The 19,663-nt window shown below is 71.9% G+C and carries 16 protein-coding genes; 7 read left to right on the top strand and 9 right to left on the bottom strand.

The features are described 5' to 3' along the window. Nucleotides 1-31: 31 nt before the first annotated feature. From AC068B_RS18095 to AC068B_RS18080, 4 genes are all read right to left on the bottom strand, one after another. Nucleotides 32-943: a 1,4-dihydroxy-6-naphthoate synthase gene (locus tag AC068B_RS18095; protein WP_478672528.1), complete on the bottom strand. Its 912-nt coding sequence runs from the start codon at nucleotides 941-943 to the stop codon at nucleotides 32-34. Continuing rightward, nucleotides 936-1,577, bottom strand: coding sequence for a futalosine hydrolase (locus AC068B_RS18090; protein WP_478672526.1), 642 nt, complete (start codon nucleotides 1,575-1,577; stop codon nucleotides 936-938). Before AC068B_RS18090 ends, AC068B_RS18095 begins: the two co-directional genes overlap by 8 nt. A 64-nt stretch (nucleotides 1,578-1,641) precedes the next feature. Further along, nucleotides 1,642-2,148, bottom strand: a complete 507-nt coding sequence (locus tag AC068B_RS18085) for a DUF2771 domain-containing protein (RefSeq protein WP_478672525.1) — start codon at nucleotides 2,146-2,148, stop codon at nucleotides 1,642-1,644. A gap of 121 nt (nucleotides 2,149-2,269) precedes the next feature. Next, a complete protein-coding gene (locus tag AC068B_RS18080; RefSeq protein ID WP_478672732.1) occupies nucleotides 2,270-3,664 on the bottom strand; it encodes an MFS transporter in 1,395 nt (464 codons plus the stop codon). 509 nt (nucleotides 3,665-4,173) lie between these two features. On the opposite strand from AC068B_RS18080, the gene AC068B_RS18075 reads away from it, so the two are divergent. From AC068B_RS18075 to AC068B_RS18065, 3 genes are all read left to right on the top strand, one after another. Beyond that, complete coding sequence (locus AC068B_RS18075) at nucleotides 4,174-5,112, top strand: DUF3027 domain-containing protein (RefSeq protein ID WP_478672524.1); 939 nt, start codon at nucleotides 4,174-4,176, stop codon at nucleotides 5,110-5,112. 1,034 nt (nucleotides 5,113-6,146) lie between these two features. Continuing rightward, a complete protein-coding gene (locus tag AC068B_RS18070; RefSeq protein ID WP_478672522.1) occupies nucleotides 6,147-9,494 on the top strand; it encodes a sacsin N-terminal ATP-binding-like domain-containing protein in 3,348 nt (1,115 codons plus the stop codon). Between the two features lie 183 nt (nucleotides 9,495-9,677). Next, nucleotides 9,678-10,520 (top strand): DUF5707 domain-containing protein, encoded by an 843-nt coding sequence (locus tag AC068B_RS18065; RefSeq protein ID WP_478672521.1) that lies wholly within the window; start codon nucleotides 9,678-9,680, stop codon nucleotides 10,518-10,520. Between the two features lie 25 nt (nucleotides 10,521-10,545). On the opposite strand, the gene AC068B_RS18060 is transcribed toward AC068B_RS18065, so the two are convergent. Together AC068B_RS18060 and AC068B_RS18055 are read right to left on the bottom strand one after the other, a co-directional pair. Next, a complete protein-coding gene (locus AC068B_RS18060; RefSeq protein WP_478672520.1) occupies nucleotides 10,546-12,948 on the bottom strand; it encodes a cation-translocating P-type ATPase in 2,403 nt (800 codons plus the stop codon). Between the two features lie 107 nt (nucleotides 12,949-13,055). Further along, nucleotides 13,056-13,313 (bottom strand): DUF2530 domain-containing protein, encoded by a 258-nt coding sequence (locus AC068B_RS18055; protein ID WP_055568429.1) that lies wholly within the window; start codon nucleotides 13,311-13,313, stop codon nucleotides 13,056-13,058. A 217-nt stretch (nucleotides 13,314-13,530) separates the two neighbouring features. On the opposite strand from AC068B_RS18055, the gene AC068B_RS18050 reads away from it, so the two are divergent. Further along, complete coding sequence (locus AC068B_RS18050) at nucleotides 13,531-14,985, top strand: NCS2 family permease (RefSeq protein WP_478672519.1); 1,455 nt, start codon at nucleotides 13,531-13,533, stop codon at nucleotides 14,983-14,985. Nucleotides 14,986-15,018: 33 nt separating this feature from the next. On the opposite strand, the gene AC068B_RS18045 is transcribed toward AC068B_RS18050, so the two are convergent. Beyond that, nucleotides 15,019-15,201 (bottom strand): ribbon-helix-helix protein, CopG family, encoded by a 183-nt coding sequence (locus AC068B_RS18045; RefSeq protein ID WP_079075028.1) that lies wholly within the window; start codon nucleotides 15,199-15,201, stop codon nucleotides 15,019-15,021. Nucleotides 15,202-15,344: 143 nt separating this feature from the next. On the opposite strand from AC068B_RS18045, the gene AC068B_RS18040 reads away from it, so the two are divergent. Together AC068B_RS18040 and AC068B_RS18035 are read left to right on the top strand one after the other, a co-directional pair. Continuing rightward, nucleotides 15,345-15,782 carry a MarR family winged helix-turn-helix transcriptional regulator gene (locus AC068B_RS18040; RefSeq protein WP_055568427.1) on the top strand — a complete coding sequence of 146 codons (438 nt, stop codon included), beginning with the start codon at nucleotides 15,345-15,347 and terminating at the stop codon, nucleotides 15,780-15,782. Nucleotides 15,783-16,007: 225 nt separating this feature from the next. Further along, a complete protein-coding gene (locus AC068B_RS18035; protein ID WP_478672518.1) occupies nucleotides 16,008-17,276 on the top strand; it encodes an MFS transporter in 1,269 nt (422 codons plus the stop codon). Between the two features lie 40 nt (nucleotides 17,277-17,316). On the opposite strand, the gene AC068B_RS18030 is transcribed toward AC068B_RS18035, so the two are convergent. Then, nucleotides 17,317-17,847 carry a GNAT family N-acetyltransferase gene (locus tag AC068B_RS18030; RefSeq protein ID WP_478672517.1) on the bottom strand — a complete coding sequence of 177 codons (531 nt, stop codon included), beginning with the start codon at nucleotides 17,845-17,847 and terminating at the stop codon, nucleotides 17,317-17,319. 41 nt (nucleotides 17,848-17,888) lie between these two features. Between AC068B_RS18030 and thpR the strand changes: the two genes are divergently transcribed. Further along, entirely contained in the window at nucleotides 17,889-18,479 is a 591-nt protein-coding gene (gene thpR, locus AC068B_RS18025) for an RNA 2',3'-cyclic phosphodiesterase (RefSeq protein WP_478672516.1), read from the top strand. 144 nt (nucleotides 18,480-18,623) lie between these two features. Here thpR and AC068B_RS18020 read toward each other — a convergent pair whose 3' ends face one another. Continuing rightward, the gene (locus AC068B_RS18020) at nucleotides 18,624-19,616 is read right to left on the bottom strand and encodes an aldo/keto reductase (RefSeq protein WP_356268226.1); all 993 of its coding nucleotides are present in this window, start codon (nucleotides 19,614-19,616) and stop codon (nucleotides 18,624-18,626) included. Nucleotides 19,617-19,663 lie beyond the last annotated feature (47 nt).

Below are 19,663 nucleotides of genomic sequence, written 5' to 3'. Positions count from 1 at the left end.
GCCTCAAGTCCCGCCGCCGCCTCAAGAGTCGCTAGGGAAACGACAGAGCGTTCGGGCCGAGGGGCGGTACGAGTCCCTCGGCCGCGGCGCGCGTCAGCAGTCCGCGGACCGCCGCGTAACCGTTCTCGCCGAGGTCGGCCGTGAACTCGTTGACGTACAGGCCGATGTGCTGGTCCGCCACCGCCGGATCCATCTCCTGGGCATGCTCCAGGACGTACGGACGCGAGGCCTCCGGGTCGTCCCACGCCATGCGCACCGACGTACGGGCCGCCTCGGCGATCCGCTCCAGCGCCGCCGTCCCCAGGCTCCGCCGCGCGATGATCGCGCCCAGCGGGATCGGCAGCCCCGTCGTGGCCTCCCAGTGCTCGCCCATGTCGGCGAGGCAGTGCAGGCCGTAGTTCTGGTACGTGAAGCGCGCCTCGTGGATGACCAGGCCCGCGTCGACCTTGCCGTCGCGCACCGCGGGCATGATCTGGTCGAACGGCAGCACCACGATCTCCCCGACGCCACCGCCCGCCAGCGTGTCCGCCGCCCAGAGGCGGAAGAGCAGATACGCCGTCGACTTCTCGCTGGGCACGGCGACGGTCTTGCCGGTGAGGTCGGTGCCCGGCTCGCGGGTCAGCACGAGCGGCCCGCAGCCACGGCCGAGCGCGCCGCCGCACGGCAGCAGCGCGTACTCGTCCAGGACGTACGGCAGCACGGCGTACGACACCTTCAGGACGTCCAGGTCGGAGGTCTGCGAGGAGGACGCGGCGCGCTCCGCGATGCCGTTGGTGATGTCGATGTCCGCGAACGTGACGTCGAGGGCGGGCGCACCCGGCACCCGGCCGTGCGCCCAGGCGTCGAAGACGAACGTGTCGTTGGGGCAGGGCGAGTACGCGATGCGCAGCGGGCGGTCGAGGAAGGCCGCTCGGGGCTGCGGGGTTTCCGGGGACTCAGTCATGTGTGTTCCAACTCCTCAGTACCGGCGCGAACTTCCCGAACGCGTCGCTCAGCGCGGCCAGCGCGTCGCCGATCCGCCAGGCCGCGCGGTCGCGCGGGCCGACGGGGTTGGAGATCGCGCGGACCTCGAGGACGGGCAGGCCGTGCAGCGCGGCGGCCTCGGCGACACCGAAGCCCTCCATCGCCTCGGCCAGGGCGTGCGGATGGCGCAGCCGCAGTCCGGCGGCGCGCTCGGCGGAGCCGGTCACGGTGGAGACGGTGAGGACGGTGCCGGTCGCGGCACCGCAGGCGTCGGCCACCTCCCGTACGAGGGAAGGCGGCGGACGGTGGGTGACCGCGCCGAAACCCAGCTCGGTGACGGGCGCGAAACCGTCGGGGGTCTCGGCGCCCAGATCGGCGACGGTGATCTCGTCGGCGACGACGAGCGAGCCGACGGGCGCGTCGGGCGGCAGGTCGGCCGGGAAACCGCCGCCGATACCGGCCGACACGACGAGGCCGAAGGGCCGACCCTCGGCGGCGGCACGGGCGAGTGCGGTCGCCGTGCCCGCCGCGGCGGCCGCGGGGCCCACGCCGACGGCGAGGACGTCATGGGCGGGTACGTCACGGGCGGGGGCCTCGGACAGCGCCCCGGCCACCGCGTCCCGTTCGGCGGGGACGGCGGTGGCGACGAGGACGCGCGGGGCCCCTTGCGAGATCAGGTCAGGAGTCCTTCTCGAACTTGAACGACCACAGGCCCGTCGCCTTGGACTCCGAGCCCTTGCCGCCCTCGAGGAGGCTGACGGTCGACTTCTTGCCGCCACCGCCGTACTGCTGGTTGAAGAAGACGTTGCCCGGGATGACGACGTACGTCTTCTTGCTGGCCTCGGTCAGCGGCTGACCGTTCATCAGCAGCGTCCAGCCCTTTTCGGCCATCTCCGGGTCGACGCCGAAGCGGACCTTCTCGTCCGGATCGATCTTCACGGACTTGACGTCCTTGTCCTGCAGGCAGGACTTCAGCTGCGACTGCTCCAGCTCCTTGCCGTCGTTGTAGCAGGAGGCGTCCGTGTGTACGGAATTGCTGCCCACCGTCACGGTGGCGAGCGGCGTCGGCTTGTCGCAGGCCGAGAGGACGAGGAGTCCGGCGGAGACGGCGCCAAGTGCGGCCGCGGTGCGGCGGCGGCGCGCGCTGTTCACATTCGCGGCTCCGCCGCGGAGCAGGGAGGTCATGGGCGAAGGCTATCGGGCGCGCCGGGGGGTGCTGTTACGCGGGGGGCATGGGCGTGCCGTGCGGGGGTGAGGGGTGCGTCGCGCGGGGGTGGGGGGAGCACGTGGTGGGGAGCGGGGCAGGTCAGACCACCCGGGCCCGGCGGGGGCTGCCGCGGCGGGCCGAGGCGAGCAGGCCGCGGACGGTCGACAGCCAGCCCACCGCCACGATCGCGGCCGCCACCCAGAGCCCGAGCGTGCCGACCAGCGGCAGGGCGATGCCGATGCCGCCGCCGACCACCCAGGCCATCTGGAGCAGCGTCTCGGAACGGGCGAACGCGGACGTGCGGACCTGCTCGGGGACGTCCCGCTGCAGCAGCGCGTCCAGGGACAGCTTGGACAGCGCCTGCGCGAAGCCCGCGCACGCGCCGAGACAGGCGACGCCGACCGCCCCGAAGAACAGCGCGGACGTGACCGCCACGCCCAGCACCACCGCGACCACGGTCACGATGATCACCTCGGGCGCCCGCGATTTCAGCCAGGCACCGACGGCCGTGCCCAGCGCGTTGCCCGCGCCCGCCGACACCCCCACGATGCCGAGCGACACCGCCGCGCTCTGCCCCGCGAGCGGATGCTCCCGCAGCAGGAACGCCAGGAAGAAGATGAGGAAGCCGGACAGACAGCGCAGCGCCGCGTTCGCGCCCAGGGCGTGGGTGACGGCCGGGCCGACCGTACGCAGCCCCATGCGTCGTCTGCGGGACGTGTCGGAGCCCGCCTCGGCGCGGGCGTGCAGATGCAGATGCTCCTCGTCCGCGGCGAGCAGCGCCCTGCTCTCGCCCTTCGACGAGTCCACCTTGTGCGGCAGCGAGAACGACAGGAACATCCCCGAGACGAAGATCACGAAGGCGCCGAACAGGGGCCACCGAGGCCCGAGCGCCTGCAGCCCGGCCCCGGCGGGCGCCGCCACGGCAGTCGCGAGCAGACCCCCCAGAGTCACCCGGGAATTGGCTTTTACCAGGGAGAACCCCGGTGGCAGGAGCCGTGGCACGACAGCGCTTCTGACCACCCCGTACGCCTTGGACGCGACCAGCACGCCGAGCGCGGCCGGATACAACTCGACACTCCCCGACACCACCGCCCCCGACAGCACCAGCGCGAGCAGCGCGCGCGCCAGCATCGCCCCCGCCATCGCGGCCCGGCGGCCGTGCGGCAGGCGGTCGAGGAGCGGGCCGATGACCGGGGCGAGGAGCGTGAACGGCGCCATCGTGATCGCCAGATAGAGCGCCACCCGGCCGCGCGCCTCGTCCGTCGGCACCGAGAAGAAGACGGTCGAGGCGAGCGCGACGGTGATCATGACGTCGCCCGCGCCGTTGACCGCGTGCAGCTCGATCAGTTTCCCGAGCCCCGACTCGCCCGCTCCGTGGGCGTGGGTGGCCTTGCGGATGCCCCGGGCGGTACCGGTGAAGGGCAGGTGCAGGGCGCGGCCCAGCGCACGGGCGGTCCGCCTCGCCGGGCCCGGCGAGGCGGTTCCTACGGACATCGACCTGGTGGGGGCCACCCCGTCATAGTGCCCCCTCGGGGGCCCTACTAGTGCGGATACCGGCTGTGAGCCGCAGCGCCCCCTCTCCGCGCCGGGGTGGGGGCGGTCGCGCTTCGCCGCTCCGCGGCGGGATTCCCGCCCACCCGTTTGCGCCACGCGGTGGGGAGGGCTCGGCGGTTTGCCGGGGGAAAATTTCGGGTGCCCGTTTCTTCGCTTCGTGCCCTCCGGCACGGCGTGGAGAGGCGTGCCGGGCAGGGGCGCGGGAGCGGATCGGGGCGCGGTGGCGTACGTCGGTGTAGGCCCAGGGGCCAGGAGAAGGTAGCGTGCGTAGCGCGCCTGCGGCGGTTGTTCTTGGCCGCGCGCCTCTCGGTCATCCCGCAGAATGGGTGACGTAGGCGCGCCCCGGAACGTCGGGCGCGGACGTTGACGCGGCCCTCTGGTCCGCTCCGTCCGCACCCCCGCGTAAAGGTGGCGCACTCGTGAGACGGCGTAGGAGAGAAGCGATACCTGTGAGCGCAGCGACAACGCGAAGCCGTACCCCGCGCACCCCGCGTACCCCCGACCGCCTCTGCGCCGAGGCGGTGGGCCTGGCACGTGCCGCGGCCGAGGAGGCCGCCGCGCCCGGTGTGGTCGGTGAGCATGTCGAGGTCGTCGTGGAAGGCGACCGCGTCGTCACACACCTCTTCGAATGCAAGGAGTTCGGCTACCGCGGCTGGCGCTGGGCGGTGACGGTCGCCCGTGCCTCGCGGGCCAAGGTCGTCACCCTCGACGAGACGGTGCTGCTTCCGGGCCCCGACGCGCTCCTCGCCCCCGAGTGGGTGCCGTGGAGCGAGCGGCTCCGGCCGGGCGACATGGGACCGGGCGACCTGCTGCCGACGGACGCAGAGGACCTGCGCCTGGAGCCCGGCTACTCCGGCGAGGAGGAGCCGCCGCCGAACTCCGTGGTGTCGGACGAGATGGCCGAGCTCGTCGAGGCGGAGGACGCCGAGGTGACGGCGGTGCCGCCCGCCGAGCTGCCGGTCGCGCCCGCCCGCGGTTCCATCACGGCGGTCGCCGACGAACTGGGCATGCGGCGGGCGAGGGTCCTGTCCCGTTACGGGCTGCACGTCGCTGCGGACCGCTGGGACGAGGCGTACGGAGCGAAGACCCCGATGGCGCAGGCGGCGCCCGCGGCGTGCGTCAGCTGTGGCTTCCTCGTACGGATCGGCGGCTCGCTCGGGCAAGCGTTCGGTGTCTGCGGCAATGAGTTCGGGCCCGCGGACGGGCGGGTCGTCTCCCTCTCGTACGGCTGCGGAGGCCACTCGGAGGCCGCGGTCATGCCGAAGCCGCCGCGGCCTGCGGCGCCGGTGCTCGATGAGACGCGGGTGGACGTGCTGCCGCTGCGGCCTGCGGCGGACTCGGGCTCCGTGAGCGCGGAGGGCCCCGGCGAGGACCTGGGCCACTCCTGACCCCCCGGAGCCGGGGCCACCCCACTCGCCGACAGCCCCTCCCGGTGCTGAAGCGGGCGAGGACCTGGGCCACTCCTGCCCCCCGGGAGCCGGGGGCCACCCCACTCGCCGACAGCCCCTCCCGGTGCTGAAGCGGGCGAGGACCTGGGCCACTCCTGACCCCCGGGAGCCGGGGGCCACCTCACTCGCCGACAGCCCCTCCCGGTGCTGAAGCCCCACTCCTGCCAAAGCCCTCGACCTCACGAGGCCTCTCCGGTGCCGGAACCCCGGCTCCGGACCCCGCTCCGCGAGCCGGACCCACCCGGTTCCTCGGCGCCCCCGCCCTCTGAGCCGGAGTCGCGTGGGTGGGCCCGCGAGGCCCCCTGCACCACCGGCACGGCCCCCGCTCTCCGAGCCGGAGCCCCGTACCGGCCCACGAGGCTCCCCGCACCGTCTTGTCCCGCGTCGCCGCTGCGCGGCGTTTCCCCCACCCACCCGCCCTCATCCCCGTGTCGGGACCGCCGGCTGGGCAGGCGCGGCACGCCCACTCGGTGGTGTGGGGAGTCCACTATCGCCCCGCCGCGGAGCGGCGGAGTGCTGGACGTTCACTTGGCGGTGCGGGGTAAACGGGCGGGTGGGTGGGTGAACCGCCGCGGAGCGGCGTAGCAGGGGGACTTGGCGGTGCAGGGACACGGCAACCCCGTCCCTGCCGCGGAGCGGCGGAGTGCTGCGCGTTCGCTTGGCGGTGCGGGGTGAACGGGCGGGTGGGTGGGTGAACCGCCGCGGAGCGGCGTAGCAGGGGGACTTGGCGGTGCCGGGACACGGCAACCCCGTCCCTGCCGCGGAGCGGCGGAGTACTGCACGCTCACCCGGCGGTGCGGGGTGAACCCGCCGCGGAGCGGCGTAGCAGGGCACCGCACCCCCACCCCCGCCGCGGAGCGGAGACGATGGCGCCCCTCAAGGAGAGGGCGCGATACCGTTCGCCCGCAAGGCACAAGGCACGTCGCCACCTGCCCACCCCCACACCTGCCCACCCCCAGAGGAGACAGTCGACCGTGAGCAAGACCGTGCGGCCGGCGGCCGAGGGTACGGATCCCTTCGGCACCGCCCGCCTCCGCCGCGGAGTACTCGACGCATGGGCGGCGGCCCCGTCCCGTTTCCGCGAGGACGCCAACGCCGAGGAAGACCTCGCCCTCGGCGGCTACCGCGACCGCCTCGTCGTGGAGCTCGCCCAGAACGCCTCCGACGCCGCCGCCCGCGCGGGCGTTCCTGGCCGACTGGCGTTGACGCTGCACGGCGGAGTCCTCGCCGCGGCCAACAGCGGTGCTCCGCTCGACGCCACCGGGGTCGAGTCCCTCTCCACCCTCCGTGCCTCCGCGAAGCGGGAGCCGAGCAGCACGGCCACAGCCACACAGGCCACCGCAGCCACCACCGGCGCCGTAGGCCGCTTCGGCGTCGGCTTCGCCGCCGTGCTCGCCGTCTCCGACGAGCCCGCGGTCGTCGGCCGCACCGGCGGCGTCCGCTGGTCGCTGTCCGAGGCGCGGGAACTGGCCGCGGAGACCGCCAGGTTCAGCCCGGGCCTCGGGGACGAGGTACGACGGCGGGACGGCCACGTGCCGCTGCTCCGCCTCCCCTTCGCCGCCGAGGGCACCGCCCCCGACGGCTACGACACGGTCGTCATCCTGCCGCTGCGCGACGCCGCCGCGGAGGACCTCGTGGCGAGGCTGCTCGACGGGGTCGACGACGCGCTGCTCCTCGCCCTGCCGGGTCTTGCGGAGGTCAGCATCCGGACCCCGGACGGGACCACGCGCACGCTGCGTCGCCGTACCGAGGCCCCGTACACCGTGATCGAGGACAGCCGCGACGGCACCACCCGCTGGCGTACCGTCAGCAGGCAGGGGCCGCTCGACGCCGACCTCCTGAAGGACCGGCCCGTCGAGGAGCGGCTGCGCCCGCACTGGTCGGTCACCTGGGCCGTGCCCACGGGCCGCGACGGTGCTCCGGAGCGGCCGCGCACCAGCCCCGTCGTGCACGCGCCGACGCCGAGCGACGAGCCCCTGGGCGTACCCGCGTTGCTCATCGCCTCGTTCCCGCTGGACACCGCGCGGCGGCATGCCGCTCCGGGGCCGTTGACCGACTTCCTGGTGGAGCGGGCCGCGGACGCGTACGTCGAACTGCTCGCCGACTGGCGGCCGGTCACCGAGGGGATCATCTCCCTCGTGCCGGGGCCGCTCGGCAAGAGCGAGCTGGACGGCGCGCTGCGGCAGGGCATCCTGGACCGGCTGCCCCGTACCGCCTTCCTGCCGCCCGCGCTGCCCCGTGCCGAGGGCGATGAGGGCGACGAGGACGGACTGCCGGAGGCGTTGCGGCCGCGTGACGCGGAGGTCGTCGAGGGCGCCGGTGCCGACACGGTCCGTGTCCTCGCCGAGGTGCTGCCCTGTCTGCTGCCCGCGGGCCTGGAGCGCCGTGCCGAGCTGCGCACGCTGGGCGTGGCGCGGATCGCGCTGACGGAGGCCGTGGACCGGCTCGCGGGTCTGGAGCGGGAGCCCGGCTGGTGGCGGCGGCTGTACGACACGCTGGCCGGGGTCGACCCGGACCGGCTCTCGGGGCTGCCGGTGCCGCTGGCGGGCGGGCCGACGCCTTCGCCGGGTTATGAGGACTTGGGCCATGAGGACTTGGGCCATGCGGGCTTGGGCCATGCGGGCTTGGGCCATGCGGGCTTGGGCCATGCGGGCTTGGGCCATGAGGACCCAAGCCCTCATGGCCCGGACCGCGAGAACGGGGGAGGTTCCCGCGGGCGCGCCGCGCGCACCACCATCGGCCCCCGCCAGGTCCTGCTCCCCACCCCCGCCGACGGGCCCGACCGCGCCGTCGACCCCGCCTCCCTCGCCCGCCTCGGGCTGAAGATCGCCCACCCGGATGCCGCCCACCCGCTCCTGGAGAAGCTCGGCGCGCTGCCCGCCACGCCCCGCGCCGTCCTCACCACGCCGCAGGTCCGTGCCGCCGTCGCCGCGTCGCTCGACGACGACACGTGGGACGAGGATGCGCTGGACGCCGAGGAGTTGGCGGACGTCGTGCTCGCCCTCGTACGGGACGCGAACCTCGCGCCGGGCGACGAGCCGTGGCTGGCCGCGCTCGCGCTGCCCGACGAGGACGGCGAGCTCGCCCCGGCCGGTGAGCTCGTGCTGCCCGGCAGCGACTTCGCGCAGGTCATGCGGGACGACGAACTCGCGCTCACGGACCAGGAGCTGGCCGACCGCTGGGGCGAGCAGCCGCTCGCCGCATGCGGCGTGCTCGCCACCTTCGCCCTCGTACGCGCCACCGACGTCGTTCTCGACCCCGATGAACTGGAGCCCCGCGAGGGCGACTTCCCCGAGCCGGACGACGCGGGCCTGCTCGACGCCGTGGACGTGTGGTGCGAGGACGTGCTCGACCGGCTGCCCGACACCCCGGTGCCGCCGGTGGCGACCGAGATCGTCGCCGTGCGGGACCTCGACCTGGTCGACGACGACTGCTGGCCGCAGGCGCTGGCGATGCTGTCGCGTCCGCCGTTGCGGGACGCGCTGACGCAGCCGCTGCGGGTGCTGCTGCCGGACGGGACGACGGAGACGGTCCGTTCGTACACGGCCTGGTGGCTGCGCGGGCACCCGGTTCTCGACGGCCGCCGTCCCGCCGGGCTGCGGGCGGAGGGTGGGGATCCGCTCCTTGTCGGTCTGTACGACGCGGCGGACGCGTCCGGTTTTGGCGACGAGCAGGTCCTGCGGGCGCTGGGCGTGCGGACGTCCGTGAGCGCCCTGCTGGCGGAGCCGGGCGGTGCGGCCGAGCTGCTCGACCGCCTCGCGGACCCGGAGAGGACCGTTTCCGCGGCGCAGCTGCATGCGCTGTACGGGGCGCTGGCCGATCTCGACCCGGAGCAGGTGACGCTCCCGGACGAGCTGCGCGCGGTGGTGGACGGCGAGGTCGTGGTGGTCGACGCGGCGGACGCGGTGGTCGCGGACGCCCCCGATCTGCTGCCGCTGGCCGGTGGTGTGGCGCTGCTGCCGGTGCAGCCGGGCCGGGCGGCGGATCTGGCGGAGCTGTTCCAGGTGCGGCGGCTGAGCGAGACGGCGGCCGTGGAGCCCGCGGGGGAGGGCGTCGAGCACGCGGTGCCGGAGTCGGTGCGGATCCTGCTCGGGTCGGCGACCCCGGAGACGTACGTCGAGTACGACGAACTGGTCGCGGGCGGCGTGGAGCTGGACTGGCGCCGCACGCCGGACGGCACGGTGCACGCGGCGACCCTGGAGGGCGTCGCGGCCGGGCTCGCCTGGGCGGCGGGGCAGTGGCCGCGGCGCTTTGAGGTGGCGGCGCTCCTGGAGGACCCGTCGCGGACCGAGGAGCTGGCGCGGGACCGCTGGTTCGACTGAGGCGAAGGAGACCGCGTTTCGGAGCATGATGTTCCGAAACGCGGTCACATTTTCTTCACTTGGTGTACAACCAGCCACCCCTGTCGAAAGTCTGATCTTCCGAGTCAACAGACTCCTAGATCACTTGGGACCCGCGTGACCGCGTCACGCTCCGCGGGTCCCCTTCTCCACCTGGGGAAACACATGCGCATCCGTGCCACCGTGGCCGCACTGTCCGGCACCCTGGCCCTTTCCGCACTCGCCGTTCCGGCCGCGACCGCCGCCGACGCCCCGAAGGCGCCGGAGGCCGCGACCTTCGCGGCCAAGGCTCCGGCCGACGGAACCGTGGGCGACACCAAGATCACGAAGATCACCGTCAACGGTGGCAAGGACATCGTCGTCGGCACCTCCGCCAAGAAGTCGGTCAAGATCTCCGTCACGGCGACGGACCCGTCCGGCATCGAGGACGCCGTCGCGTTCCTGTGGCACGGCACGGACTTCGACGCCGAGCACGGCATCGACGGCTCGATGGTCCCCGAGCAGGAGACCGGCGACTGCAAGGTCGTCGACGCGACCACGTCCACCTGCTCCGTGACGGTCGTCGCCGACCCGAAGGACAACATCTACGGCAACGTCCTGGCCGGCAAGTGGAAGGTCTGGACGATCGCCCAGGGCAAGGACGGCGACCACATCCAGAAGGACGCCTTCCCGACCAACGCCTCGGTGAAGCGCGCCGCCCGCCTCACCACCAACGCCTCCCCGGAGCCCATCAAGAAGGGCAAGACCCTCACGGTCACCGGCGCCCTCACTCGCGCCAACTGGGACACCCTGAAGTACGCGGGCTACACCAAGCAGTCCGTGCAGCTGCAGTACAAGAAGAAGGGCGCCAGCAGCTACACGACGCTCAAGACGGTCAAGTCCGACACCAAGGGCAACCTGAAGACCACGGTGAAGGCCTCCGCCGACGGCTACTTCCGCTACGTCTTCGCCGGTACGTCCACGACCCCGGCCGTGACGTCGACGAGCGACTTCGTCGACGTCCGCTAGGACCGCGGCAGCCCCGGACCAACCCCTACGCCGGGAAGCGGCGGTCCACCCACCGGTAGATGACCTCGATCACGAGTGAGGCCACCGCCGCGATGGCGACCGCCGCCCACGGCATCGTCGTGCCCACCAGCTTCAGCTGGAAGAAGTCCTGGAGCCAGGGCACGGTCAGCACGAACAGGAAGCCGAGACCCATCGCGCCGATGAGGCCGATCCGCCACCACGTGTAGGGGCGGGCGATGATGGCGAGGACCCACATGGCGATCAGGAACAGCGCCAGGGTCGCCGCGCTGGTCTCGGCTTCCCGCGCGCCCGCGCCGTCGTAGTGGTGCCGGGCCAGCAGATACGTCACGAACGTGGCGACACCCGCGACGACGCCGCCCGGGATCGCGTACCGCATGACCCTGCGGACGAAGTGCGGTTTCGCGCGCTCCTTGTTGGGGGCGAGCGCGAGGAAGAAGGCCGGGACGCCGATCGTCAGCGTGGAGAGCAGCGTCAGGTGGCGGGGCAGGAAGATGTACTCGACCTGCGAGCAGACGACGAGCAGCGCGATGATCACCGAGTAGACGGTCTTCACCAGGAACAGCGTGGCGACGCGCGTGATGTTGCCGATGACGCGGCGGCCCTCGGCGACGACGGAGGGCAGCGTCGCGAAGCTGTTGTTGAGGAGCACGATCTGGGCGACCGCCCGGGTCGCCTCGGAGCCGGAGCCCATCGAGACGCCGATGTCGGCGTCCTTGAGGGCCAGCACGTCGTTCACGCCGTCGCCCGTCATCGCGACCGTGTGGCCGCGGGACTGGAGGGCGCCGACCATGTCGCGCTTCTGCTGCGGGGTGACGCGGCCGAAGACGGAGTTGTCGTCGAGGGCCTGTGCCATCTCGTCCTGCTCGGTGGGCAGTCGGCGGGCGTCCACGGTGTTCTCGGCGCCCGGCAGGCCGAGCTTGCCCGCGACGGCGCTCACCGAGACGGCGTTGTCGCCGGAGATGACCTTGGCGGCGACGTCCTGCTCCTCGAAGTAGCGCAGGGTGTCGGCGGCGTCGGGCCGCAGCCGCTGTTCCAGGACGACCAGGGCGGTGGCCTTCGCTCCGGACGCCACGGCGGGGTCGTCGAGGTCGACGGCCGCGCGGGCCAGGAGCAGGACGCGCAGGCCCTGCCGGTTGAGGTCCTCGATCTCGGCGAGCGACGGGTCGCCGTCGGGCAGGAGCACGTCGGGGGCGCCGAGCAGCCAGGTCGACGTGGTGCCGTCGCCCTCGCCGAAGGAGGCGCCGCTGTACTTGCGGGCGGAGGAGAAGGGCAGCGACTCCGTGCAGCGCCACTCCTCGCTGTCGGGGTAGGCGTCGATGATCGCCTGGAGCGAGGCGTTCGGCCGGGGGTCGGACTCGCCGAGGGCGCCGAGGACCTTGCGTACGTACGTCTCGTCGGCGCCGCCCAGCGGGCGCAGCTCGGTGACGTCCATGCCGCCCTCGGTGAGGGTGCCGGTCTTGTCGAGGCAGACCGTGTCGACGCGGGCGAGGCCCTCGATGGCGGGGAGTTCCTGGACGAGGCACTGTTTGCGGCCGAGCCGGATCACGCCGATCGCGAAGGCCACGGAGGTGAGGAGGACGAGCCCCTCCGGGATCATGGGGACGATCCCGCCCACCGTGTACGCGATGGACTCCTTGAAGTTGTCGTCCTTGACGACGAGCTGGGAGATGACCAGGCCGATGGAGGTCGGGATCATCAGCCACGTCACGTACTTGAGGATCGTGGAGATGCCGGTGCGCAGCTCGGAGTGGACGAGGGTGAAGCGGCTGGCCTCCTCGGCGAGCTGCGCGGCATACGCCTCGCGGCCGACCTTGGTGGCGGTGAAGGCGCCGCCGCCCGCGACCACGAACGAGCCCGACATCATCTTGTCGCCGGGCTTCTTGATGACGGGGTCGGCCTCACCGGTCAGGAGCGACTCGTCGACCTCCAGGCTGTCGGTCTCGACGGCCTCGCCGTCCACGGGGATCTTGTCGCCGGGACCCAGTTCGACGAGGTCGCCGAGGACGATCTCGGAGGTGGAGATCTCGGCGGCCCGGCCGTCGCGCCGCACGGTGGGTTTGGCCTCGCCGATGACGGCGAGGCTGTCCAGCGTCTTCTTGGCGCGCCACTCCTGGATGATGCCGATGCCGGTGTTGGCGACGATCACGAAGCCGAAGAGGCTGTCCTGTATCGGCGCGACGAACAGCATGATCACCCAGAGCACGCCGATGATCGCGTTGAAGCGCGTGAAGACGTTGGCCCGGACGATCTCGCTCAGCGAGCGTGAGCTGCGAACCGGTACGTCGTTGACCTCGCCGCGTGCGACTCGCTCGGCCACCTCGGCGGTGGTCAGGCCGGTGGCCCGCCCGTTGGGGGGCGGCACCGGGTGGACCGGGTCGAGCTCGGCGCCCGCGTCGATATGCGTCATGCATTCGACGGTAAGGGCGGTCCTGCGGCTTCACCCCTTGAATGCCCCAAAGATCCGACCAGGGTAGGACGCGTCCCGTCCCGTGGTTGTACGGACCGCCGGGCGGACTACTGGGGCTGAGTGACTTTCGACCTCTTGATCGCGGCGTCGCGCTTGCGTACGTACCAGATCCCGATGAGGCCGAGACCCGCACCGGCCAGGCAGGTCCACACCCACCAGGTCGCGTCGCGGTCGTCGAACCAGCCGTAGAACGGCAGCTGGACCAGGAAGAGGACGAACCAGAGGATCGTGCCACCTGTGATGGTGGAGACCACGGGGCCCTCCAGGGGCTCCGGCGCCTCGTGCTTGGGGGTCCACTTCGCCATGGGTACAGCTTACGAGGCGGGGTCGACGGCTCGTACACCCGTGGCCCGGCGCCCGTACGGCCGTTGCCTCGCAGGGGTCTACGCGCGGAGATAGCGATTTTTGCTTCATGTATTCATACTGAAACCGCTCGTTAATGGCCGATTGCTTTCGTATGAAGGTACAAGTTCGCGAAACTCGGCTCGTCACCTTCTTCATTCACAGGTCATGAGGTTCTCCATGTCTTCCTCGGCCAACGCTCCGGTCGATGCCCGTAAAGAGCCGCCGAAAGCCCCGCTGAACGGCCTCGACGCGTTCTTCAAGATCTCGGAGCGCGGCTCGACCCTGGCCAGGGAAGTCCGCGGCGGTTTCGCCACCTTCTTCGCGATGGCCTACATCGTCGTGCTGAACCCGATCATCCTGGGCAGCGCGAAGGACATGTACGGGCACCAGCTCGACAACAAGCAGCTGGTCACCGCGACCGTGCTGACCGCGGCCTTCACCACGCTCCTCATGGGCGTCATCGGCAACGTCCCGATCGCCCTCGCCGCGGGGCTCGGCGTGAACACCGTCGTCGCCCTCCAGCTCGCGCCCCGGATGTCCTGGCCCGACGCGATGGGCATGGTCGTCCTCGCGGGCTTCGTGGTGATGCTGCTCGTCGCGACCGGACTGCGGGAGCGCGTGATGAGCGCCGTGCCGCTGGGCCTGCGCAAGGGCATCGCGATCGGCATCGGCCTCTTCATCATGCTGATCGGCCTCGTCGACGCGGGCTTCGTCTCGCGCATCCCGGACGCCGCGCACACCACCGTCCCGCTGCAGCTCGGCGGCGACGGCCACCTCAACGGCTGGCCCGTCCTCGTCTTCGTGCTCGGCGTGCTGCTCACCCTCGCGCTCCTCGTGCGCAAGGTGCCGGGCGCGATCCTGCTCAGCATCGTCGTCATGACGGTCGTCGCGATGATCATCCACGCCGCCGCCGGACTCGACGGCGCGTCCTGGGGCCTGACCAGCCCCGAGTGGCCCGGCAACCCCGTCTCGACGCCGGACTTCGGGCTCGTCGGCGAGATCAGCCTGTTCGGCGGCTTCGAGAAGGTCGGCGTGCTGACCGGCGTCCTCTTCGTCTTCACCGTGCTGCTCTCGTGCTTCTTCGACGCGATGGGCACGATCATGGGCATCGGCGACGAGGCGAAGCTGACCGACGCCAACGGCAACATGCCCGGCATCAACAAGGTGCTCTTCGTCGACGGCATCGCCGTCGCCGCGGGTGGCGCCTCGTCCGCCTCCGCCACCACCTGCTTCGTGGAGTCCACGGCGGGCGTCGGCGAGGGCGCCCGCACGGGCTTCGCGAACGTCGTCACCGGCGGGCTCTTCGCCGTCGCGCTCTTCCTCACGCCGATCGCCACGATGGTCCCGTCCCAGGCCGCCACGCCCGCGCTGCTCGCGGTCGGCTTCCTGATCCTGTCCGGGTCCATCGGGCAGATCGACTGGGCGGACTACACGATCGCGATCCCCGCTTTCGTCACGATGCTGATGATGCCGTTCACGTACTCGATCACGAACGGCATCGGCATGGGCTTCATCACCTTCACGGTGCTGCGGCTCGCGGCGGGGCGCGGGCGCGAGGTGCCGGTCGCGATGTACGCGGTGTCGGCGGTGTTCGCCTTCTACTACCTGATGCCTGCGCTGAACCTCACCTGAGGTTCCGCCGCGGTTCAGCCGCCGACGGGGCGCTCAAGCCGCCCCGTAGAACTTCTCTGTCTCCTCGACGGACGCCTTGAAGCGCTCGTCGAAGTCGTCCCGAATGAGCGTCCGGACCACATAGTCCTGGACGCTCATTCCTCTTTTGGCCGCGTGCTGTCGGAGCCGGTCGAGCAGCTCACCGTCTATGCGCAGGCTGAGCACTGGCGATCCCATGCCTGACAGGGTCCACGGCCCCCCGCGGCCGGTGCGTCACTTTCCGGAGTCACCTCACTCATTCGGGTGACGAAATGATTCGGTGCCACCCATAAGGGAATCCGAGTGGTCCTTAGCTTGGGTAATGAGTTACGCTAACAAACATGCCGGACCTCTCCCATGGTGACGATGCCGTCGCCGTGAACGCCCTGCGCTCCGCTGTGATGCGCCTGTCCCGTCGACTCAAGCACCAGCGTGTCGACGAGTCGCTGAGCCCCACCGAAATGTCGGTGCTCGGCACCCTCGCCCGCTGCGGCTCCGCCACCCCGGGCGAGCTCGCCCGCAAGGAGCACGTGCAGCCGCCGTCGATGACCCGCATCGTGGCGCTGCTCGAAGCCAAGGGGCTGGTCCGGCTCGAGCCGCACCCCGAGGACCGCCGCCAGAAGGTGGTGACCCAGACCGAGACCGCCGAGGCCATGCTCGAAGAGAGCCGCCGCAAGCGGAACGCCTGGCTCGCCGGTCTGGCCCAGGACCTCGACGAGGACGAGTGGGCGCGGCTCCGTGCCGCCGCTCCCGTGCTGGAAAAGCTCGCGCACCTGTAGGGGTCTGTCGGCCCCCAAGCCCCGCGGCACCCCGCGGGCACTCCCGCCGCCCGGCGGCGGGAGCCGTACGTACGCCAAGGAGGCGAACGCACTTTGAGTACGGGATCCGGAGCAGACTCCGCCCCCGCACCAACCGCCCTCGACGAAGCCCGCCCGTCACCCGGCCACCGCCCCTCAAGGGGCCTGCTGCGCAGGCGCAGGAATGATGGCCCCCACAAGACCTCGATGTTCAGCTCGCTGAAGATCCGCAACTACCGGCTCTTCGCGACCGGCGCGGTCGTCTCGAACACCGGCACCTGGATGGCCCGCATCACCCAGGACTGGCTGGTGCTGAGCCTCACCGGATCCTCCGCGGCCGTCGGCATCACCACGGCCATGCAGTTCCTGCCGATGCTGCTCTTCGGCCTGTACGGCGGCGTGATCGCCGACCGGTTCGCCAAGCGCAACCTGCTCTTCCTCACCCAGGGCGCGATGAGCCTCAGCGGGCTCTTCCTCGCGGCACTGACGCTCAGCGGGCACGTCCAGGTCTGGCACGTCTACTTCGCGGCCTTCTTCACCGGCCTCGTCACCGTCGTCGACAACCCGACGCGGCAGTCGTTCGTGTCCGAGATGGTGGGACCCGACCAGGTCCGCAACGCCGTCTCGCTGAACTCCGCCAACTTCCAGTCCGCGCGTCTCATCGGCCCCGCCGTGGCGAGCGCGCTGACCGCCGCCGTCGGACCCGGCTGGGCGTTCCTGGCCAACGGCCTGTCCTTCCTCGCACCGCTCACCGGCCTCATGCTGATGCGCACCGCCGAGCTGCACCACACCCCGCGCAAGCCGCGCGGCAAGGGGCAGCTGAGGGAGGGCCTCAACTATGTGTCGAAGAACCCCGAGCTGATCTGGCCGATCGTCCTCGTCGGCTTCATCGGCACCTTCGGCTTCAACTTCCCGATCTGGCTGAGCGCCTTCGCGGACGACATCTTCCACGGCGGCGTGGGGATGTACGGGCTGTTCAACACCCTGATGGCGATCGGCTCACTGGCCGGTGCGCTGCTGGCGGCCCGCCGCGGCACCTCGCGCCTGCGGCTCCTCGCCGGGGCGGCCATCGCCTTCGGCGTGCTGCAGATCGTGGCGGCGTTCGCGCCCGAGCTGTGGATGTTCGTCACGCTGATCGTGCCGATCGGCATCCTCGGCCTGACGGTGAACGTCACCGCCAACTCCTCGGTGCAGATGGCCACGGACCCGGAGATGCGGGGCCGTGTCATGTCGCTGTTCATGATGGTCTTCACCGGCGGTACGCCGCTCGGCGGCCCGCTCTTCGGCTGGCTCGCCGATGCCTACGGCGTCCGGATCAGCATGGCCGTCGGCGGTCTGGTCTGCGCACTCGCCGCGGCCGGTGTCGGCCTGATGCTGGCGCGTGCGGCGAACCTGCGGCTGAAGGTGGATCTCCGCCGCGGCCGTCAGCACGTGCAGTTCGTGCCGCGGGAGCGGGAGCTGGCCGCCGCGGCGTGAGGCCGCGCGGCCTCAGGGCGGAGCGGTGTGCCCGGCCCGGTCAGACTCGCTGTGCGAGTACCTGGCCGGGCCAGCTGCCGTCCGGGCCCGTGAAGGGCTCCGTGGCGGTGAAGCCGTTGCTCTCGTAGTACGCGACCAGGGCCCGGTCCTCGCTCCGGTAGCAGTCGACCCGCAGCAGCCCGACACCCTGTCTGCGGGTCTCCTCGACGGCGTGCGCGAGGAGGGCGCGGCCCACGCCACGGCCCGCGTGGCGGCGGTGGTCGGCGGCGAGCAGGTGGACGTACCGCTCGGGTTCGTCGGCCTTCGGGATGATGTCGCCGCCCGGCCCGTCGGTCAGCGTCAGGGTCCCCGCGACCGCGCCGCCGATCTCCGCGATCCACGGCTGGCCCGTCGTCAGGTACTTCTCGACCATCGCGACGGCCTTCGGGTTGGCCGACCAGGGCTTCGTGCCCCACTGCCCGGTGCGGCCCCGGGCGACGAGCCACTCCACGGCCCCGTCGAAGAGCGCGATGACCGCGGGGATGTCGTCGGCCCCGCCCGGCCTGATGTCTATGGGCTCAGTGGTCCTCATGGGCTCGGAGTGATTCATGGGGGGAGGCTAGCGTCACCCCCATGAGACTCTTCGCCGCGGTCCTCCCGCCGGACTCCGCGACCTCCGAACTGGCCGACGCGGCACGCGCGTTGCAGGACCTGCCCGGCGCCGACGCGCTCCGCTGGACGGCCCGCGACAGCTGGCACTTCACCCTCGCCTTCATGGCCGAGGTCGACGAGGCGACGCTGCCGGACCTCACCGCGCGCCTGGAGCGCGCCGCGCACCGCACGCCGCCGTTCTCCCTCGCCCTGCGCGGTGGCGGACACTTCGGGGAGCGGGCGCTGTGGGCGGGCGCCACGGGCGACGTTCCGGCGCTGCGGCTCCTGGCCGGGCGGGCGGACGCGGCGGCGCGCAAGGCGGGCGTGACGATGGAGGAGCACCGGCACTACCGCCCCCACCTGACGCTGGCGCGCGGTGGCGGCGAGACGGGTCTCGGCCCGTACGTCGACGCGCTCGCCGCCTTCGAGGGCACCGCGTGGACGGTGGGCGAGCTGACGCTCGTACGCAGCAATCTGCCGCGCGGCGGGGTGCCGGGGGAGCGGCCGCGGTACGAGGCGGTCGGGCGCTGGGTACTGGGAGGCGGCGTCCGGGTGCCGGGCGGCGCCGGTTAACCTCGACGGTGTGGACCCGAAGACCAGAAACCGGATCATGGCCGGTGTGCTCGTGCTGATGTTCGTCGTGGTGGCGCTGGCGGCCGCGTTCGGCGGTTAAGCCGACGCGGGCCGCCCGCGCATGCCTCGTTCTCCCTGAGGGGATCACCAGGCGAAGGACTCCGGCGAAGGGCCGGGGCCGGGGAAGATCTCGTCCAGCGCGTCGAGGACCTCTCCGGACAGTTCGAGCTCGACCGCGCGCAGTGCGGATTCGAGCTGCCCCGCCGTGCGCGGGCCGACGATCGGCCCGGTGATGCCGGGCCGGGACAGCAGCCAGGCCAGCGCGACCTCGCCGGGCTCCAGACCGTGCTTGTCGAGCAGGTCCTCGTACGCCTGGACCTGCGCGCGCACCTCCGGCTTCGCGAGCTCCACGGCGGCGCGGCCGCCGGTGCGGCGCGAGCCCTCGCCCTCCTTCTTCAGCACACCGCCGAGCAGGCCGCCGTGCAGCGGCGACCACGGGATGACGCCGAGGCCGTAGTCCTGCGCGGCCGGGATGACCTCCATCTCGGCGTCGCGGGCGGCGAGGTTGTAGAGGCACTGCTCGCTGACGAGGCCGTAGCTGCCGAGGCGCCGCGCGGTCTCGTTGGCCTGGGCGATCTTGTAGCCGGGGAAGTTGGACGACCCCGCGTAGAGGATCTTGCCCTGCTGCACCAGGACGTCGACGGCCTGCCAGATCTCCTCGAACGGCGTCTGCCGGTCGATGTGGTGGAACTGGTAGAGGTCGATGTGGTCGGTCTGCAGCCGCTTGAGGCTCGCCTCGACGGCACGGCGGATGCTGAGTGCGGAGAGCCGGTCGTGGTTGGGCCAGGCCTCCTCCCCGTGCGGGGCCATGCTCCCGTACACCTTGGTGGCGAGCACCACCTTGTCGCGGCGGCCGCCGCCCTGCGTGAACCAGGTGCCGAGGATCTCCTCGGTACGGCCCCTGCCCACGCTCTGCCCGTACGTGTTGGCGGTGTCGAAGAAGTTGAGGCCCGCGTCGAGCGCGGCGTCCATGAGCGTGTGGCTGTCGGGTTCGTTGGTGAGCGGCCCGAAGTTCATGGTGCCGAGCGTGAGTCGGCTGACCTTGAGCCCTGTGCGTCCCAGCTGCGTGTACTTCATGGTGCCCCAGCCAAGGGCCTGGAGTGGGCTCCAGGCAAGCCAGTTGT

It is taken from the genome of Streptomyces sp. NPDC042371, from assembly GCF_056437465.1.
This window is presented reverse-complemented; position numbering and strand designations above follow the sequence as displayed.

Bases quoted from the DNA above. Each gene is read 5' to 3' on its own strand.
- AC068B_RS18080 (WP_478672732.1), bottom strand. From the start codon at position 3,664: ATGTCCGTAGGAACCGCCTCGCCGGGCCCGGCGAGGCGGACCGCCCGT.
- AC068B_RS18060 (WP_478672520.1), bottom strand. From the start codon at position 12,948: ATGACGCATATCGACGCGGGCGCCGAGCTCGACCCGGTCCACCCGGTG.
- AC068B_RS18020 (WP_356268226.1), bottom strand. From the start codon at position 19,616: ATGAAGTACACGCAGCTGGGACGCACAGGGCTCAAGGTCAGCCGACTC.
- AC068B_RS18040 (WP_055568427.1), top strand. From the start codon at position 15,345: ATGCCGGACCTCTCCCATGGTGACGATGCCGTCGCCGTGAACGCCCTG.
- AC068B_RS18045 (WP_079075028.1), bottom strand. From the start codon at position 15,201: ATGGGATCGCCAGTGCTCAGCCTGCGCATAGACGGTGAGCTGCTCGAC.
- AC068B_RS18095 (WP_478672528.1), bottom strand. From the start codon at position 943: ATGACTGAGTCCCCGGAAACCCCGCAGCCCCGAGCGGCCTTCCTCGAC.
- AC068B_RS18035 (WP_478672518.1), top strand. From the start codon at position 16,008: ATGTTCAGCTCGCTGAAGATCCGCAACTACCGGCTCTTCGCGACCGGC.
- thpR (WP_478672516.1), top strand. From the start codon at position 17,889: ATGAGACTCTTCGCCGCGGTCCTCCCGCCGGACTCCGCGACCTCCGAA.
- AC068B_RS18030 (WP_478672517.1), bottom strand. From the start codon at position 17,847: ATGAGGACCACTGAGCCCATAGACATCAGGCCGGGCGGGGCCGACGAC.
- AC068B_RS18055 (WP_055568429.1), bottom strand. From the start codon at position 13,313: ATGGCGAAGTGGACCCCCAAGCACGAGGCGCCGGAGCCCCTGGAGGGC.
- AC068B_RS18085 (WP_478672525.1), bottom strand. From the start codon at position 2,148: ATGACCTCCCTGCTCCGCGGCGGAGCCGCGAATGTGAACAGCGCGCGC.
- AC068B_RS18065 (WP_478672521.1), top strand. From the start codon at position 9,678: ATGCGCATCCGTGCCACCGTGGCCGCACTGTCCGGCACCCTGGCCCTT.
- AC068B_RS18050 (WP_478672519.1), top strand. From the start codon at position 13,531: ATGTCTTCCTCGGCCAACGCTCCGGTCGATGCCCGTAAAGAGCCGCCG.